Here is a 17,531-nt window from a genome sequence, read left to right as displayed (position 1 = left end):
AATGACAAGCCCTTTCTCTATCGAACGGCCGTGGGAACTGCACTGGAAACGCCTGCCGTCCAACTTGAAAAAAATGAACTATGTCAATGACGAATCACCCAAGGAATGTGCCGCATTGGATGCGATAGCTAAGATAGGAATAGCCGGGGGAAGACAGCTCTCCCGGTTGTTCCGCTTACCGAAAAAGCGATTGAAACGGATGGAAAAAGAACAGAAAATCGTGCGTCATGAACTGTGTGTGAACAAGCAAATCATGCCTGTTTATACGTTGGGACAGGTGGGAGCGGTGATTGCCGGTGTCCCTTATGAACCGAACTACTGGGTGGAATACCGAATGAAAGACGTTTTGAAACGATTGATGTTCTTTGAACTGTATCCATATCTTCCCGAGTCGACAATCATCCCAGCCCCCGAACCCTTTACAGGGGCCATCGAGTTTCAAGGGAAGCTGTTCTATATCTATGTATCCCGGGGTGACATCAAGGACTTGATCATGCACCTGAAATGGAAAGGGATTGGACAGGAACGGCTTATCATTGTGGTGGAGTCCTTGAACCATCTCCAGCCCTTAGCGATGTATGCTAGAGAAATAAAGTTGCGTATCACCACGGATGAAGACCTACATGCAGGCGAGGGAAAGTTGTTTTATCTGCTGAATCAAGATGGGGAATTTGTCAAAGAAGGTTAGTTTATCTCATGTGTCTATCTGAATGAAGGAGAAAAAAGGGGGAGGACGTTGCAACATCTATCAGATGAACTGTTGATCCATGCGTATGAAAAGGCTCTGTCTATGAATTTAGATGGAGATTTCATCTCTTTGTTGGAAGAGGAGCTGGAGAGGAGACAATTGTGGCATCGTTTAAGGCAATCATCCAAAAATTAACCTTTCCATTTACGGCAGAGATGTATAATGAAGGCTCAATAATTTACGGATTTTAAAGGATAATGACGATTTTGTTAATTGCCACATATATAAGGAGGGATATGAGAAAATGATACCAGAGCGAGTCTAGCTGAATCATGAAGGGAGTTGAATGAAATGTTTATTCTTGTACGGAGAATAAAAGATTCAACTGAGATACTGACGAAATCCAACAGCCAAACACCTAAAACGTTCCCGGATCTTCAAACAGCTAAGAAATTCGCATATAAGCTAAATGATAACATGGAAACGGATAAACAATGGAAAGTGAAATCGGTGATGGGTAAGAGGAATCGTCTAAACAGGCAAGCATAAATGAACTAAGAGAAGATATGTTCTATTATTGAACGGTAATCTTTGCTATACTTATCCTGTACAGCAAGGCATTCATGGGTAGTGGCTCACTCCCTGACTTCCATATCGGAAGGCGGTGATGCCTGATGACAGTATTTGAATCGTTGGTTCTGATGATTTCCTTTGGAACACTGCTGGTTGCGATTCAGTCAAGTCATAAAAATAACCACCCATAAAAGCTGGCAAGCGTTTGGGTAGTTATTTTCCCACTCTGTGAGCCGCCCCCTTGAAGGGCTGTTGTACAAGACCGCTAGTGTGACCGCACTGGCGGTCTCTTTTTATTTTATGCGATGATTATATATTTATTATACCTGAAGTTATTCGATTTTAAAACTAAGTTAAGATACCCCTCCGAAACCCAGTTGATATTAATTAGGAGTTGAAAACCCTGATTCTTTAATTCAAAATAGTCATAAAGATGGTTGTTCGTTATAATACTAGTCTTTTCCCCATCCTAAAGTGTAATTTCAAGAGGAGGTGATAAAGTGAAAAGAATATATATATTTGCCATATTTATTATGCTTTTGGTTATTAGTGCGTGTGGTAAACCGGAGTTTTATGGAGAATATAGCACAGACGGCGAACCGCGGTACGATATTAAAATTATGGATAATAATACAGCAACAATAAATATAGAAGATATGTTTACAGTAGAATATGAGAGAGACGGAGATAGTTTAGAAGTTGTACAGGATGACGTTTATTATTATTATAAAGATTGGGTTACAGAGGTGTACTTTGAATTAACAGATGGAGATACACTTCTTTATAAAGTAAGCGATGGAGAAGTAGAACAAGAAATTGGAGAATTTACACGAATTAAAGGAAGCGATGGAGATAGTGGGGAGCCTAGTATGCTTTGGATGACGGTAAAAAATCTGTTTTTTGGGTTACTCATATTTATTGGGATATCTTTCATCGTCAGGTTGATTTTCCAATTTACAAATAGAGTGTAAATAGAATTCTAAATTGTAAAGGAGAACAAAAGCTTAATAAATATAGATAAGGAAAGCCAGTTAAACCCATGTAGATGGGGTTAACTGGCTTTTTTTCACGATTTTATTTCATTATTTAAATCTTCCTATACCACGATCGAAATGTTATTAATAAGAAAAATTTTGAGAAAATTTGGATTTACGGCTTGACCCTTAAATACATCTGATGTATATTAATTTTTAAAGATATATCAGATGTATTTAGAAGGGAGGGAAAAATAGTGTCAATTCGTGATAATCATCGTTTTAATAATACTATGACTAAAGTTGAAGACATCTTGCAATCAGGTGAATGGCAACAAGGGGATAGATTGCCGAACCTAACAGATTTTGCTAATAAATTAAATGTAAGCGTTTCACTAATTAGGGAAGTTTTTAGGGTGTTGGAAAGCAGAAATATCCTCCGAATTGAACAAGGACGAGGGACTTTCTTAAATGAGCTCGGCAAGGATAAAGTTTTAGAAGAAAATGCTAAGTTGAAGCCTTCAGCCTCAATCATTGAACTTATGAACTTAATACAGGTTCGAAGTATTATAGAACCGGCTTTTGCAGAAATTGCTGCTCAACAGGCTTACCAGACTGAGATTCAAGGGATTATGGATTCTGCAAAACGTATGGAAAAGTTAGTCCAACTAAACAAATCAACTAAAAAAGAGGATATGTATTTCCATTTACTTATTGTTAAAGCCACTCATAATGATGTGTCAATTGAAATGTACGAGCAATTACAGGATAAATTAAGGAAAGCTAGATCTTACACAAATATTCAACCAATGAAAGAAAAGGCGGTTAATTATCATCTTATGATTGCTGAGGCAATAGAGAAAAGGGAATCAAAGAAAGCTCGTGAGTATATGGCTTCCCACATGGAGAGTAATAAAGAGGTGGTGATTTATGGCTATACCAATCTCAATGAGAGTATAAGTCAAAGAGGGTCATCATTGTAATCAAATATTATAGAGGAGGATTCATTATGAAAAGAGAAAGCACTTCTTATGGAGATGCGGGGTTTAGTGAATTTATAAAGATGGCTTTCAGAAGAAACCTTGGTTATGACGAAGAAGATTTTAAAAAACCAGTAATTGGTATATGTAATACATATAGTGAGGTTAACCGTTGTCATTCTCATGTACAGCCAATGGTAGCCGCTATCAAACAGGGTGTTTTGATGGCTGGAGGAATTCCTCTTGAATTTCCAACCATCTCAATAGGTGAGATGTTTACTAGTCCTACTACAATGCTGTATAGAAACCTGGTTGCAATGGATACTGAAGAGATGATTTCTGCCCAACCTATAGATGGTGTAGTGCTAATTGGTGGCTGTGATAAGATGGCCCCTGCGCAGCTAATGGCAGCTGCTAGTGCTGATAAACCAGCAATTCTATTCACTGGTGGCCCTATGGAAAATGGAGAATACAATGGACAAACTTTGGGTGCCTGCTCTGATTGCCGTTTCTATTGGCAGGAATATAAAGCTGGAGAAGTTAGTGAGGAAGAAATAAATAATATAAATGCCCAACTTGCTCCTACTGCTGGCCATTGTATGGTTATGGGGTCTGCCAGTACAATTGCATCTTGTGCTGAAGCAATGGGAATGATGTTGCCTGGGGGAGCTGCTACGCCCGCCACAGTGAATGAACGACTTCGTCTCGCAAAGGAAACAGGGAAAAGTATCGTTGAGTTAGTAGAAAAAAATATAAAACCTTCTGACATAATGACAGAGAAGGCTATTGAAAACGCAATTAGGCTTCTTATGGCTGTTGGAGGATCCTCTAATGCGGTAATTCATTTAACTGCTATCTCAAAAAGGCTGGGGATTAACTTGGAATTAGACCGCTTTAATGAGCTTAGCGATTCCACTCCATTCTTGGCAAATCTCAGACCAGCAGGAGAATATCAAATGCAAGATTTTTATAATGCTGGTGGAGTTCCGGCTTTACTAAAGGAAATGGAGCCATTACTGAACTTAGAAGAAGTAACTGTTACAGGTAATACTTTGAGAGAGAATATAGAAGATATCGTGGTAAACCCTGTCTATCGAAATATTATTAAGCCATTAGATAATCCATTATACCCTGAAGGAGGTATTAGGGTTTTGTTCGGTAATCTTGCACCCAATGGAGCTATAATGAAGCCGAAAGCTGTTATAGAAAAAAGACTTCTCCAGCATAAAGGCAGAGCAGTTGTTTTCAATTCATTGGAGGATATGGAGAATAGAATCAACGATCCTGAACTAGAAGTTGATAAAGATAGTGTAATGATTCTTCAGAATGCTGGTCCTGTTGGTGCACCAGGGATGCCCGAGGCAGGAATGATTCCAATACCGGATAAATTACTTAAACAAGGTGTGAGGGATATGTTAAGAATCTCTGATTGTCGTATGAGTGGAACAGCCTTCGGCTCAGTAGTTTTACATGTGGCTCCTGAGGCAGCAATTGGTGGTCCAATTGGATTGATTAAAGAGGGGGATATTATTGAATTGAATATGGAGAAAGGTGTGTTAGACGTCTTAATCTCTGAAGAAGAATTAGAGAAACGAAAACTAGACTTTAATCCACCTGTTTTCACAGATTATGACAGGGGCTATCCAAAATTGTATAGAGAGCATGTACTACAAGCAGATGAGGGTTGTGATTTTGATTTCCTAACGTCAAATAAGAGTCAAACATCTATGAGGTTTACCCATAGCTGATTGCTTTAGGGCAGAAAAGTATAATAGTAATGTAGTTACGGCAAAGGAGGCCTACTAGTTAACCTAAGGATGTAAGCGTTTCTATATAATGGGGAACAACTGTATCAACAAAAGGGAGGAGATATTACATGGCTGATGAACAGTTGAAGGAGCAAGGGGCAGGTGGGAAAATTAGAAACTTAACAGGAAAGCAAAAACTGGTTATTAGTATTGTAGCGGCTACCCTATCCAGTTTTGCTATCACTGTAAATGGGCTGATGAACATACAAGAAATATATAGAAACGTGGCATTTTTAGGATTTTTGTTAATACTAACCTTTTTACTCTATCCCCCCAGGAAAAATTCCTTAAAATCCAGATTTCAACTCTCTGATGTAATTTTAACTTTGATTGGTATTGTCGGTGTAATGTATATATTTTTTTCATATACCACTATACACGTTGAACGCGCATCACAACCTATCCTCCAAGACTATGTGTTCGCGGTGATTACCATTCTGGTTTTACTAGAAGCATCACGTAGGGCAATAGGTATATTTATACCTTTATTGTCTGGCTTGGCATTGATTTATGCTCTGTTTGGGCCCTATTTTCCGGGAATGTTTGGTCATGCCGGGTTTTCTTTAGAAAGACTGATGTATCGTATATATATGACTACGGAAGGTATCTTTGGAATGACTCTATCTATTGCTTCTACTTATATTGTATTATTTATTTTATTTGGAGCCTTCCTAAACGCAAGTGGCGCTTCCAAGTTATTTAATGATTTGGCAGTTGCTATCGCAGGGCAGCGGAGAGGTGGTCCAGCTCACGTTGCTGTATTGACAAGCGCACTAACCGGGTCTTTGAATGGCAGTGCCGTAGCCAATGTTGCAACCACCGGAAGTTTTACAATTCCACTAATGAAAAGTATAGGTCTAAAACCTAGGTTTGCAGCCGCAGTCGAGTCTACTGCTTCAACGGGTGGGATGATCATGCCACCAATAATGGGTGCAGCTGCATTCATAATGGCTGGTTTCTTAGGGGTTTCTTATACGGTGATAGTGTTTGCAGCTATTATTCCTACCTTTCTTTATTATTTAGCTTTGATTATTTCCATTCATATTGAAGCAAAAAAACAAGGACTTAAAGGACTAAATAAAGACTCTATCCCTCAAGTATGGGAAGTACTTAAGAGTCGAGGGGCACTTTTACTCCCAATTATAGTTGTGCTTGTTGCGCTAATAATGGGGAGAACTCCTCTATATGCAGGATTTGCTGGAATAATATTGGCTATTGTAGCCAGTTGGCTTACCACAGAAAAAGAAAATCGTATCAATCTGACTAAGTTTTTGAACGCATTAATTGATGGGGGAAAAGGATCCGTTCAAGTTGGTATTGCGTGTGCATCAGTGGGTATTATCATAGCTGTGGTCACGATGACTGGGCTGGGATCAACGATAGCATATAATATTATTTCAATTGCTGGTGGAAATCTTTGGGTAATTCTTTTAATGGTTATGATTACTTGTATTGTTTTGAGTATGGGACTTCCATCAACAGCTTTGTATATTGTCGTAGCAGTTACAGTGGCTCCCGCTTTAATTGAAGCCGGTGTAAACCCGGTAGCAGCGCATTTATTTGTGTTTTGGTTTGGTGTTTTATCAAATATTACACCTCCTGTGGCATTGGCGTCATATACGGCTGCCGGTATCGCGAGAGCAGATGCAATGAAAACCTCATGGACTGCATTAAAAATAGCTCTTCCTGGTTTTATTATTCCTTTCATGATTGCCTATAACCCAATAATGGTTATGCAATCCTCTACAGGGGAACCGATTTCTATTTTAAATGTTATTGTCACATTAGTTACAGGGGGGGTAGGTGTATTTGCCTTTTCTGTAGCTACTAATAATTACTTAACAGCCAAATTAAACATCCCAGAAACTGTTGCTTTCTTTGCTACTGCATTCTTACTGATAAAGCCGGGCTTGCTAACAGATTTAAGCGGTATTACTATCTTGATTGCGGTACTAGTCTTCCATAGTCTTAAGGGAAGACAGAAAAATAAACGAACATCAGTAGCCTAATACAAAAAGATAAAACCAAAAATAGGAGGAATTTAGAATGAGAATGATCAAAAGCTTTGCAATGGTTCTATTTGTCTTTGTACTTGCAGCGTGCTCACAATCAGCTGGAAATGCCAATCAGTTTCTGACATTGGCAACAGCTCCCTCTGGGGGGACTTATTATCCTATAGGTGTTGGGTTGGGGAATTTTTGGACGGAACATTTTGAGGAAGAGGGTATTAGTGTAACTGGACAATCCTCTGCTGGGTCTGTGGAAAATATTGATTTAATGAGAGATGAGGAAGCGGATTTAGCAATAGTGCAAGGTTTGATGGCAGACAGAGCTTATAATGGAGTCGCGAATTTTGAAGGAAACGCTTATGAGGATTTACGTACTATCTCGATGTTATGGCCAAATGTAGAACATTTTGTTTTGATGAATGACGCCATTGAAAGCGGTACAATTTCAGATATTGAAGGTTCTTCTTTCTCTATTGGTGCTCAAGCCAGCGGTACTGAGGTTTCTACTCTTGCAATAATGGAGGGAGTTGGTCTTTCGAGAGATGATGTTGACCCCGAACATCTAGGGCATGATGATATTATTTCTGCAATGAGAGATGGTCGTTTGGATGGTGGCTCACTACCTGGTGGCACACCGGTCGCAGCAATCACAGATATGTATGCAAGTGGTGTGGATGCTTCCTTATTGGAAGTGACTCCCGAACAATTAGAAGCTATTAATGAAGTTGCTAGTGCATGGTTCGAATTTAATATCCCTGCCGGAACTTATCCAAACACAGATGAGGATATAACAACCATTGCCCAGCCTAATTTGCTGGCTGTAAGGGCTGACCTTGATGAGGATGTGGTATATCAGTTAACAAAATCAATGTATGAAAATCTTAACGAAGTACATGCAATTCATGCTTCAGCAGAGAACATAGAGCTTGAATCTGCATTGGATGGGTTACCTGCTCCATTACATCCTGGTGCTCTTAAATTTTATGAGGAGCAAGGGATTGATATTCCAGACCATTTATACGAAGAAGACTAAACTTTTAGCTTCTTAAACCTTTATTAGGGCAAGGAAGAAGCCTTGCCCTATATTCTTTTATAGATCGAAGATAGAATTAATCGACAAAAAGTTACCATCTCAAAAAGAGTATAGTACAAGGAAGGAAAAATAATTGTAGAGGGGAAAAATTATGAAGCCTAAAGTTTTTATAACAGATCCCATACCACCTGAAGTAGAAAAATATATTGGGAAGTTTTGTGAATATAAAATAGGCAATAGGCGATGGATGAACTCACCGGAACTATTTTATAGGGAAATAAAAAATGTTGATGGGCTATTAACACGCAATTTAAATATTACAAATGAGCTATTGAGTAAAGCCCCTTGTCTGAAAATTGTAAGTAATATATCTGTTGGATATGATAATTTTAATCTGCAAGCGATGAAAGACAAAAGTGTGTTAGGCACACATACACCGTATGTGTTGGATGAAACAGTTGCCGATACAATAATGGGGCTGATAATCATGACCTCTAGGAAACTTGGAGAACTTAACGAGTATGTAAAGAAAGGTAAATGGGGCCAAACAAACGAGATTTCCTTCTTTGGACAGGATGTTCATCATTCCAATCTGGGCATTATAGGAATGGGACGCATCTCCGAAAAAGTAGTCAGAAGGGCTACGCTAGGATTTGAAATGAAAGTCTCCTACCACTCAAGAACTAGAAAGAAGGAATTAGAAGATAAATACGACATAAAATACATGGAAAAAAATCAATTATTGGAGAGTTCAGATTTTGTTTTGATAATGCTTCCTTTAACCACCGAAACATATCATTTTATTGGAAAAGAAGACTTCGAATTGATGCAACCAACATCATATTTAATTAACTGTTCAAGAGGCAAAGTAGTAGATGAAAAAGCTTTAATAAACGCATTACAAGCTAACAAAATAAGGGGAGCAGGGCTGGATGTGTATGAGGAAGAGCCGATTAAAATAAACCACCCATTCCTAGATATGAGTAATGTTATCACATTACCTCATGTAGGTTCCGCCACAAAGAAGACCAGACTAGATATGGCATTTAAAGCAGCTGAAAATCTTGTAGCAGGTGTTTATAACAAAGCCCCTGAAAATATAGTTCAAGAGCTACGTATCTCAAATATTAATTAACTTGTTGTGTAGATGTACGGATCTTCTAGAAGGTGGGTTCACACTTCAAAACAATAAAAGGGATGAGTAAGGAGTATGAAATTATATCAAATTAGACAAAAATTTAGTGGGGAAGAAATAACTAATATTAAAAAAAGTGTTAGAGAAGAACTGCAAAATAGTGAGAGTATAAAACAACTTGAGAAAGGGTCAAAGGTAGCTGTAACTGCTGGTAGTAGAGGTATAGAAAACATCGTGAAGATTCTAAGAGAAACAATTACTTACTTGAAAGAAAAAGAACTGAAGCCTTTTATTATACCGGCAATGGGAAGTCACGGGGGGGCAACAAAAGAAGGACAGTTAGAAGTTCTTCAGCACATCGGGATTACCGAAGAATCTGTTGGGGCACCTATTTATTCCTCAATGGACGTAATGAAACTCGGCACTACCGGAGACGGTTTACCGGTTTATATAGACAAATATGCTGCTCAAGCAGATGGTATTATTGTGGTCAATCGTATCAAGGTACATACTGCATTTAAAGGAAAAGTAGAAAGTGGTTTGAGTAAAATGATTACAATTGGTCTTGGTAAACAAAAGGGAGCCAGTTTCGTCCATTCACAGGGCGCCGATAAAATGGAGCATAATATTCTCCAGGTATCAAATTATGCACTTAAACATTCTAAAATTTGCATAGGTCTTGCCATTGTAGAGAACGGCTATGAACAAACTTCGATTATTAAAGGGGTTGACCCCGAGAATTGGCATGAAGAAGAAACCAAATTACTGAAGAAATCAAAAGAATTAATGCCAGCACTTCCTATAGAAGATATTGATTTACTGATAGTTGAAGAAATGGGTAAATGTTATAGCGGAACTGGGATGGATCCCAATATAATTGGTCGTTGGAGAATAGAAGGGGTCCCTGAACCTAAGGTTCCAAATATTAAAAAGATTGCTGTTCTTGACTTAGCTGAGAAGTCCCATGGTAATGCCCAGGGAATAGGTTTGGCTGATTTCACTACAGAAAAATTGGTAAAAAAAATTGACAGGAAATCCACCTATATGAATGCTGTTACTAGTACTTATTTACAGAGGGCAATGATTCCACTCACATATGAAGGGGAACAAGAAACAATTGAATCAGCTTTAAAAAGTTTGGGTCCTGGAATAGAAATAAATAAAGTTAGCTTAATTCAAATAGCTAATACGCTTGATTTAACTAATATATTTGTTTCTCAAGTTGTTATAGATAAATTAAATAATAAAAATGCAGATTATGAAATAGTGAAAGAGATAGAGTTGGACTATGTTAATAATGAACTAAAGTATAGACTATCAAATGCAAATATAATTAACCATTAAATCATTAGCACACATTAAGGCTGACGATGTAAAAGGTAGAAATGTTTCAAAACTAGGAGGTACTTATATGTATGATTTTACAATTATTGGCGGAGGAATTGTAGGTTTGTCAGTGGGGAAAGCTTTAACTGAAAAATACCCGGATAGTAAAATACTTATTCTTGAAAAGGAAAAAAATCTATCCGTACACCAAACGGGTCACAATAGTGGTGTTATACATTCGGGAGTTTATTATAAACCTGGGAGTTTAAAAGCTCGATTTGCCAAAAAAGGTAACGAATCAATGGTAGAATTCTGCCAAAAGCATGAAATTAATCATGAAATATGTGGAAAAGTAATTGTTGCCACAAATGAAAGAGAAAAACCACTCCTAGAAAACTTATACCAAAGAGGACAGCATAATGGTCTTTCTTTAAAAAAAATTGATCAAGAAGAGTTGTTAGAAATTGAGCCATATGTAAATGGGGTAGAGGCCATATATGTACCGGAAGCAGGCATTGTTGATTATAAACTAGTTTCAAGTAAGTTTGCTGAAATCATTAATGAACATGGAGGGGAGATAAACCTATCAGAACAGGTTCAATTGATAAATGAATTTTCAGAGGAAGTTACTATAGAAACAGATAAACACACTTATAAAACTAAATTTTTAATTAACTGTGCAGGACTCCAAAGTGACCGAATTGCTAGGCTTTCGGGTTATTACACTGATATGAAAATTGTACCCTTCCGGGGTGAATACTATAAGCTGAAAGAAGATAAAAAAGGAATTGTAAATAATTTAATTTACCCTGTGCCTAATCCAGAATTCCCCTTTTTAGGAGCTCATTTTACAAGGATGATTAACGGAGACGTTGAGGCAGGACCAAATGCAGTATTAAGCTTTAAAAGAGAAGGTTATAAAAAAACTGATATAAACTTTAAAGATTTGACTGAAGTCCTGAGTTATAGAGGCTTCTGGAATCTAGCAAGTAAATATATGAAAGAGGGTTTAGGAGAAATGACCAGATCTTTAAGTAAGAAGAAATTTGTAGAAAGTTTACAGTATTTACTTCCTTCAATTGAAGAAGATGATTTGGAAACAGGACCCACTGGTGTCCGGGCACAAGCATTAGACAGCGAGGGATCGCTTGTCGATGATTTTCACATTATTCAAGGAAAAAATAGTCTACATGTCTGTAATGCACCTTCTCCAGCAGCAACAGCTTCTCTAGAAATAGGAAAGGAAGTTGTTAGTAAAATCACAAATAGATCTGCTTATGCAGTACGATAGTTTAGATTCGAAGTGAGGGCTCTTGTGTTATAACTACGTCTCTTTGGAAATTGTATTTCTGTGAGACCTCTTGAGGATACTTAGTCGTTTCCTATGTCTATATTTTTAAAAATACTTGGGAGGGTGGACATGCATAAAGGTGATGGAGGTTATATAAAACAGATAAACAGAAGCATAATTATTAAAGAAATAATAGAACATGGAACTATATCAAGAGCTAGTTTATCAAAAAACACTGGGCTTAATAAATCAACAGTTTCTAGCCAGGTGGCAAATCTGTTAAAAGAAGATTTAATTATTGAGACACAGCCACAGGGAGAACATCATACTATCGGCAGGAAACCTATAATGCTTTCAATAAACCGTAATTCTGGATATGTGTTAGGAATCGATCTTGACTATAATCTAATCCAATACAACATATCGGATTTACAGGGGTGGCCAGTTCAGAGTGTTAAGGTTAATATAGCCACCCATTCCTATGAATACATTATTCAATTGTTGGCTAAACACATTCAACGATTTATGGATTACTATTCAACAAGTACTTATGGAATTGTTAGTGTAATGTTAGGTGTTCATGGACCTGTTAATAAAGACGAAAGTGTTCTATTTGTTCCAGAATTTCAATGGCGACATAAAAACTTAAAAGGAGATTTAGAGAAGAATTTAAGCATACCTATATCCATTGAGAATAATAATAACTTATCCTCATATGCGGAGAAGGTCTACCAATACCACAAATCAAATAATTTATTAGCTGTTAATTTATCTTCTGGTGTTGGCGCTGGCCTCTTAATTGATGGTAAATTTTATAAAGGCTATAATGGTAATGCTGGAGAAGTAGGTCATATGATTATATATCCAGATGGTTATCCCTGCCAGTGTGGGAACTTAGGTTGTTGGGAACTATATGTTTCAGAGTTAAGTTTTTTTGAACAGTTATCAATGAAGATGAATAATAATGATATAACTTATGAAGATGTACAAAAAGGCATTTCAGAACAAAATGCTATTGTTTGTAATTTAATGGAACAATTTATAGACAATCTCTCTATTGGTCTTGTTAATCTTATTAGACTATGTAATCCTGAAACTATTGTATTAGATAGTCAGCTAATTAAATCTAATCGCTTTATTATAAAAAAGATTAGAAGCAAACTGATTACTGCAGTAGGTGGAAAATGTGAAGTAGTTATATCGAATTTTGATAATAACGCCTGCGTAATGGGTGCTTGTGCACTTGCTATTCAACACTATCTAAAGATATCCAACTTGAGCTTAACTCTTCCGGTTGAAACCTCTCAGCATCTTAATACGGATAGACAGATAGCCCTATTATAAAGGATACAAATTGACGTATTAACAATTCTCTGTTATTTTAATTGTATATAAACTATGTATGCTAGTCATCTGAATGATGAAAGTCGTCATATCCTCAATTTTGAGGCAGAGTCGACATAAAATGTTTCTTACCATCCGATGAATTTCTACCTCTAGGAAGGTTTAATTTATTAGTAAAGTGAGCGATAGAAACTCAAGATATTAAAAAATGTAGTGTATTGCTCTCGCAATACGCTTTTTATTGCTTATAAAAGCCAGTTTATCCCATACCTATGGGGTCAACTGGCTTTTTTTTATGTATATAAAAACCTCAATGAAGGGAGTGATGGTATGACCTGACCGAGTTTTTGTCTGTAGCCATATCACACAAAATTTTATGAAGGAGTGGGTGAAATCATGGGAAAAGCTATTCAATTCACTAACAATGAAAAGTCGCTGATTTGGAATCGGTTTATCAAACCAGCCAATGGCACACAGGAAGAAGCCGAACATTTCCTCGAAGTCTGTGAGAACTTCGGGCTGAATCCTCTGCTGGGGGATATCGTCTTCCAGCGCTATGAAACCAAACGTGGAGCCAAGACCCAGTTCATCACCACAAGGGACGGGCTCCTTCGTGTAGCCACTCGCCAGCCGGGGTATGTCGGACCTCCTAACGCCAACGTTGTGAAAGAAGGCGACCATTTCGAATTCTTGCCTTCTGAGGGGACGGTCAGGCACCAATTCGGCACCAAACGGGGGAAGATTCTAGGCGCATATGCCATCATGCAGCATAAGACCCATCATCCAGTCGCAGTTTTTGTCGATTTCGAGGAGTACTTCCAAGCCAACAGTGGAAGGCAGAATTCCCGGTATGGCAATCCAAATGTGTGGGATACCTTACCGAGCGCCATGATTGTCAAGATAGCAGAAACTTTTGTGTTGCGTCGGCAATTCCCACTGGGAGGACTTCATACGCAGGAGGAAATCGGGCTGGATGAAGACATGCCGACAGAGGGCGCAGAACAAACATCACAGAACCAGCAGGCGTCCGTAAGCCCGCAACCTGTTAAAGAAGATCAACAGGAAGCGACCCAACCGGATGAAAAAACACTCACTCATGAGGTGGCAGTGAAATCGTTTGATATCAAGACGACCTCCTCGGAGAAGAAATACGGGTTGCTGGCAGTTCAAAGCAAAGAATCAGAGAAGGAATTTCAGGTATTGGTGAAGGATGAACGATTAATAGAATCCTTAAAACAGGTAACTGAAGGAGAAATTTTAGAGTTGGAACTCTACGAGGAAAACAGTTTCTATTTCCTTCAAAATTATGCCGAAACAACTCCAAATCAAGAAAACGACGGTGAAAACGCAGAGGTGAGCCAAACCGGTCAGCCATCAGACCAGCCAGAAGAGACTGCTCAAGAATCTGAGAGCGAACGACAGGAGCCCTCAGCTCAGAGAGAATCCGGTAATGCTTATGACGTCTTCATCCAAAACGTCATAATCGGTGAAAAGGCATCGGAGAAATTCGCGAAGATCGCCGGCGTTATTGATGGCAAAAATCAACTGATCCTTGCGCGTGGAAATGTAGCTGTTCAAAAGGCAGAGAGGTTGGAACAAGGAGCTGACGCCAGTCTCATCTTGAAAAAAGAAAATGGATTCCTTTTTCTGGTTGATGTTGTTCAGCCAGCCGAAAAAGCGGGGTGATCGTCGTGTTGCCTAGCATTCTGGATGTTGCTCAAAAGTATGGAATACGTTTCGAAACCAGGAGTTACGGCCAGAAGGAAACTCGGTGCAAATGTCCGTTTTGCGAGGAGGATGCCAACAAGCCGAAGAAATACTATCTTTCCTTGAACACGGTCGATAACGTCTATAAGTGCTGGTACTGTAAGGCTTCCGGTGGAGTGCTCGACTTTGAAATGCAACTCAGCGGCAAGTCTTACAACGAAGTGAAGGAAAAGTACTTTGGTAAAAAGAAGAGAAAGCTGCATCCGGCCTGCTTGCTGAATCCTTATCAACTGGATCGAATCGGTTGGAAGGAATACAAGAGAAAATCATTCCAAGACTTCTTGCAGAAACGGGAGGAAGTCATCAAAGATTGGAAGCGATATGTGCACGATGAACTGGTGGTGCATTATGCCCTGTTCATCTGCATCGCTCATCTGGAAAATCAGGAGAAGCGCCAAGAGGAGTTATTGGTATGGTTGATACAAAGCTGTTGGAAGTCTTATATCCCGAATATGTACACACGGATCCAAGATGAAATTTTGAAACCGTGGGAAGCTGCAGCGGATTGGGCGAGAGAAGGAACGGAACTGGGGAGGAGTGCATGGAGGGTCTGTTTGAAAACCATGGACTTCGAACTGGAGACATTGCTTCTGAACATCATGTTCATCCACTATGCAGCCCACATGGAAACTAAAAAAAGACACGTTTCGAAAGAGAAACGTGTCACACAAAAAGTCATTTAACTTGGTTCAGTCTACCAAGGTTAAAAACAAAAATCAAATCGAAGGGAAGTTTTATGAAATGAATAACGTACAATTGATTGGTCGTATGACAAAAGATGTGGAAATGAAATATACCCAAAAAGGAAATGCCGTGGCAACGTTCACGCTCGCGGTGAACCGTCCGTTCAAGAATAATCAAGGCAGTCAGGACGCAGATTTCATTCGCTGTCAGGTATGGAGGAAACCCGCGGAGAACACGGCACAGTATTGCAGGAAAGGTTCTCAAGTAGGGGTGACGGGCCGTATCCAGACCCGTTCTTTTGAAGGGCAGGACGGAAAGACGGTATTCATTACTGAAGTGGTTGCCGATCACGTGGAGTTTCTTGACACCCGTAACCAGAATGGACAGGGGAATCAAAAAAATAACCAGGATCGTTCACAGAGTAATCCATATCAGAGTCAGGGTGTACCTGTGAAAATAAATGATGACGATTTGCCATTTTAGAGGTTGGGTTATCCTAATGCATCCCCACTCTTAAAATGTATATACTGGTAGGTACAGAAGTGAAGGATGAAGCTATAATGCATAGACAATTTGGAAAAAGGGTGACCATAGTGATAATCAAGGTAAAGAAATGGAGAAACAGTTTGGGCATTCCTATCCCACAAAGTATTGCAAAACAGCTGGGAATAGATAAGGGATCTGAATTGGAACTGACGGTGCAAGGAAATAACATGGTCCTAAAGCCGGTTGATCGGAAGCCGAGTTTAGAAGAGTTATGTTCCCAGATCACGGAAGATAATAAGCATGAAGAAGTGGATTGGGGAAAGCCTGAAGGTAAGGAAGTATGGTGACTGTCCCTGTAAAAGAAGAAGATTTAGAATATTAATTAACAGAAGGCGTTTTAAGCGAATGTAATAATAAACACTTTATTAGTTATGGAGAGGAATCTGGCGTTAATCCCGGTTTCCTCTTTTTTATGTTTTCACGAAGAGGTGATATTTTGATATTTTCATTCTCACGCTTGAATCTATACAGACAGTGTCCTTACCGGTTCTATAACAAGTATATCTTAGGAAAAGAAGAGCCTGTAACAAAGCCGTTGGCTCTTGGAAAGGCGGTTCACCAGTCCATCGACGATATAATCAATGGATTCAGCCATGAAGAGGCCGTTATGAATGGATATGCAGCGGCGGGGTTCCATGAAGAACTGATGCATCAGGAGATTTCAAACTTGGTGGAACGCGCACCCGTTAGGCCTAATATGGGAAAAACGGAGGTGTATTTTAAACTCCCTCTATCGGAGAGACATAACGCACCGGAAATCCAGGGCTATATTGATCTGGTGTCACCTGATGGAGCGATTACAGACTGGAAGACGAACAGATCAATTTACGGAGTAAAGGATAATAAGCAGCTGGCTTTATATGCTTGGGCCATCAGCCAAGAAATAGACATAGATAGAGTAGAGGGAATCCTGTACTTCTTACGTTTTAGAAAAGAAAAGGGAAAGATATTCAGTAAGGAAGAAATGGAAGAAGCAAGAAGGTGGGCATTGGATACAGCAGATGAAATCAATGAAAGGTTGGAGCTGCTGGAAATTATGCCGAAAGGAACAGATAGGCTATTCCCGACAAAGCCATCACGCCAGTGTGGTCACTGCCCGTTTGCTGGTCACTGTATTTTAGAAAATATGATAGTAATACCGCCTGGATGATATCCGTGTGGTATTTTGGGTGTAGAATGTATTAACCGGGCTTGTAACTAGAATTATAGTAAAACTCATTTTCCTTCAAATTTATAGTCATAAAGTAAGCCCCTTCAACGTGAAGGGGCTAATAAGGGAGTATTAAGAGCCAGCAATAGAATTCTTCCCTAATCAACTAAAGATATACTAAGATTGTGTCCCGCAGTACATATATTTCAGTTATGATCTTATC

The 17,531-nt window shown here is 38.9% G+C and carries 18 protein-coding genes; all 18 read left to right on the top strand.

Going from position 1 to position 17,531, the window contains the following annotated elements:
• Position 1 precedes the first annotated feature (1 nt).
• The 18 genes from ACFOGI_RS15235 to ACFOGI_RS15150 all read left to right on the top strand — a co-directional run bounded on the left by ACFOGI_RS15235 (position 2) and on the right by ACFOGI_RS15150 (position 17,308).
• Positions 2-688, top strand: coding sequence for a hypothetical protein (locus tag ACFOGI_RS15235; protein ID WP_390274391.1), 687 nt, complete (start codon positions 2-4; stop codon positions 686-688).
• 48 nt (positions 689-736) lie between these two features.
• The gene (gene sda / locus ACFOGI_RS15230; RefSeq protein ID WP_390274388.1) at positions 737-883 is read left to right on the top strand and encodes a sporulation histidine kinase inhibitor Sda; all 147 of its coding nucleotides are present in this window, start codon (positions 737-739) and stop codon (positions 881-883) included.
• Positions 884-1,039: 156 nt separating this feature from the next.
• Positions 1,040-1,237: a hypothetical protein gene (locus tag ACFOGI_RS15225; protein WP_390274386.1), complete on the top strand. Its 198-nt coding sequence runs from the start codon at positions 1,040-1,042 to the stop codon at positions 1,235-1,237.
• Between the two features lie 125 nt (positions 1,238-1,362).
• Entirely contained in the window at positions 1,363-1,452 is a 90-nt protein-coding gene (locus ACFOGI_RS15220) for a putative holin-like toxin (RefSeq protein ID WP_390274384.1), read from the top strand.
• Positions 1,453-1,761: 309 nt separating this feature from the next.
• Complete coding sequence (locus ACFOGI_RS15215; RefSeq protein ID WP_390274382.1) at positions 1,762-2,232, top strand: hypothetical protein; 471 nt, start codon at positions 1,762-1,764, stop codon at positions 2,230-2,232.
• Positions 2,233-2,492: 260 nt separating this feature from the next.
• Positions 2,493-3,218 (top strand): FadR/GntR family transcriptional regulator, encoded by a 726-nt coding sequence (locus ACFOGI_RS15210; RefSeq protein WP_390274380.1) that lies wholly within the window; start codon positions 2,493-2,495, stop codon positions 3,216-3,218.
• A gap of 26 nt (positions 3,219-3,244) precedes the next feature.
• Complete coding sequence (locus ACFOGI_RS15205) at positions 3,245-4,963, top strand: dihydroxy-acid dehydratase (RefSeq protein WP_390274378.1); 1,719 nt, start codon at positions 3,245-3,247, stop codon at positions 4,961-4,963.
• 128 nt (positions 4,964-5,091) lie between these two features.
• Complete coding sequence (locus ACFOGI_RS15200; protein ID WP_390274376.1) at positions 5,092-7,032, top strand: TRAP transporter permease; 1,941 nt, start codon at positions 5,092-5,094, stop codon at positions 7,030-7,032.
• A 37-nt stretch (positions 7,033-7,069) separates the two neighbouring features.
• Positions 7,070-8,065, top strand: a complete 996-nt coding sequence (locus tag ACFOGI_RS15195) for a TAXI family TRAP transporter solute-binding subunit (RefSeq protein ID WP_390274374.1) — start codon at positions 7,070-7,072, stop codon at positions 8,063-8,065.
• 151 nt (positions 8,066-8,216) lie between these two features.
• On the top strand, positions 8,217-9,200 hold the full coding sequence (locus ACFOGI_RS15190) for a 2-hydroxyacid dehydrogenase (protein ID WP_390274372.1): 984 nt from the start codon (positions 8,217-8,219) through the stop codon (positions 9,198-9,200).
• Between the two features lie 75 nt (positions 9,201-9,275).
• Positions 9,276-10,544, top strand: a complete 1,269-nt coding sequence (locus ACFOGI_RS15185; protein ID WP_390274370.1) for a lactate racemase domain-containing protein — start codon at positions 9,276-9,278, stop codon at positions 10,542-10,544.
• A gap of 67 nt (positions 10,545-10,611) precedes the next feature.
• Positions 10,612-11,817, top strand: a complete 1,206-nt coding sequence (gene lhgO, locus ACFOGI_RS15180; RefSeq protein ID WP_390274366.1) for an L-2-hydroxyglutarate oxidase — start codon at positions 10,612-10,614, stop codon at positions 11,815-11,817.
• Positions 11,818-11,946: 129 nt separating this feature from the next.
• A complete protein-coding gene (locus tag ACFOGI_RS15175; RefSeq protein WP_390274364.1) occupies positions 11,947-13,161 on the top strand; it encodes an ROK family protein in 1,215 nt (404 codons plus the stop codon).
• A gap of 396 nt (positions 13,162-13,557) precedes the next feature.
• Positions 13,558-14,847 (top strand): RecT family recombinase, encoded by a 1,290-nt coding sequence (locus tag ACFOGI_RS15170; RefSeq protein WP_390274362.1) that lies wholly within the window; start codon positions 13,558-13,560, stop codon positions 14,845-14,847.
• An 8-nt stretch (positions 14,848-14,855) separates the two neighbouring features.
• Positions 14,856-15,611 (top strand): hypothetical protein, encoded by a 756-nt coding sequence (locus ACFOGI_RS15165; RefSeq protein ID WP_390274360.1) that lies wholly within the window; start codon positions 14,856-14,858, stop codon positions 15,609-15,611.
• A 58-nt stretch (positions 15,612-15,669) separates the two neighbouring features.
• A complete protein-coding gene (locus ACFOGI_RS15160; protein ID WP_390274358.1) occupies positions 15,670-16,095 on the top strand; it encodes a single-stranded DNA-binding protein in 426 nt (141 codons plus the stop codon).
• A gap of 77 nt (positions 16,096-16,172) precedes the next feature.
• Complete coding sequence (locus ACFOGI_RS15155) at positions 16,173-16,445, top strand: AbrB/MazE/SpoVT family DNA-binding domain-containing protein (protein ID WP_390274356.1); 273 nt, start codon at positions 16,173-16,175, stop codon at positions 16,443-16,445.
• Between the two features lie 149 nt (positions 16,446-16,594).
• Complete coding sequence (locus tag ACFOGI_RS15150; protein ID WP_390274353.1) at positions 16,595-17,308, top strand: RecB family exonuclease; 714 nt, start codon at positions 16,595-16,597, stop codon at positions 17,306-17,308.
• Positions 17,309-17,531 lie beyond the last annotated feature (223 nt).

It is taken from the genome of Virgibacillus xinjiangensis (assembly GCF_042643145.1).
GTDB lineage: Bacteria > Bacillota > Bacilli > Bacillales > Amphibacillaceae > Virgibacillus_O > Virgibacillus_O xinjiangensis.
Note: the sequence above shows the minus strand (reverse complement) of the source record. Positions and strands in the feature narration are given on the sequence as shown.